General features: G+C 49.6%; 2 tRNA genes and 1 rRNA gene. All 3 read right to left on the bottom strand.

The annotated features are described in order from the left end of the window. Positions 1–180: 180 nt before the first annotated feature. Positions 181–256 (bottom strand) — tRNA-Ala (locus C5470_RS22180). Positions 257–388: 132 nt separating this feature from the next. Continuing rightward, positions 389–465: transfer RNA gene (locus C5470_RS22175), tRNA-Ile, on the bottom strand. A gap of 69 nt (positions 466–534) precedes the next feature. After that, positions 535–613 (bottom strand): 16S ribosomal RNA (locus C5470_RS22170); the annotation flags it as partial.

Genomic DNA, 613 nt, shown 5'->3' with positions numbered 1-613 from the left:
CTTAGTCGCTTAACCTCACAACCCGAAAGAGTTTCGGGGTATGTGTTATTGAGAGACTCATCAATAATCCCTCGGGGAGACTATTGACTGTATTCAATTTTCAGCTTGTTCCAGATTGTTAAAGAGCAATATAATTCACAGCATACTGTCGCCAATATACTCTGAACTATTTCTTGTGTATGGTGGAGCTAAGCGGGATCGAACCGCTGACCTCCTGCGTGCAAGGCAGGCGCTCTCCCAGCTGAGCTATAGCCCCATACCGACAGACTTCATTATCGTCATCAATACCAGCCAATTCGCTTAGCCGCCGGGTATTTCAACGCGAGTAACGCCGTGTGCGCCAGCACATGAGTCACGCCGCGGGGGAAGACCCAAGGATAACCAGAATTGGTAGGCCTGAGTGGACTTGAACCACCGACCTCACCCTTATCAGGGGTGCGCTCTAACCACCTGAGCTACAAGCCTGTTACGATAATTTACTCTGTTCTTTCATCAGACAATCTGTGTGAGCACTGCACTCAACGGCATCTCAGGTAAGGAGGTGATCCAACCGCAGGTTCCCCTACGGTTACCTTGTTACGACTTCACCCCAGTCATGAATCACAAAGTGGTC

The sequence above is a fragment of the Photorhabdus stackebrandtii genome (assembly GCF_011189495.1).
Lineage (GTDB): Bacteria > Pseudomonadota > Gammaproteobacteria > Enterobacterales > Enterobacteriaceae > Photorhabdus > Photorhabdus khanii.
The sequence above is the reverse complement of the archived record's forward strand: the minus strand, read 5'-3'. Positions and strand labels throughout refer to the sequence as shown.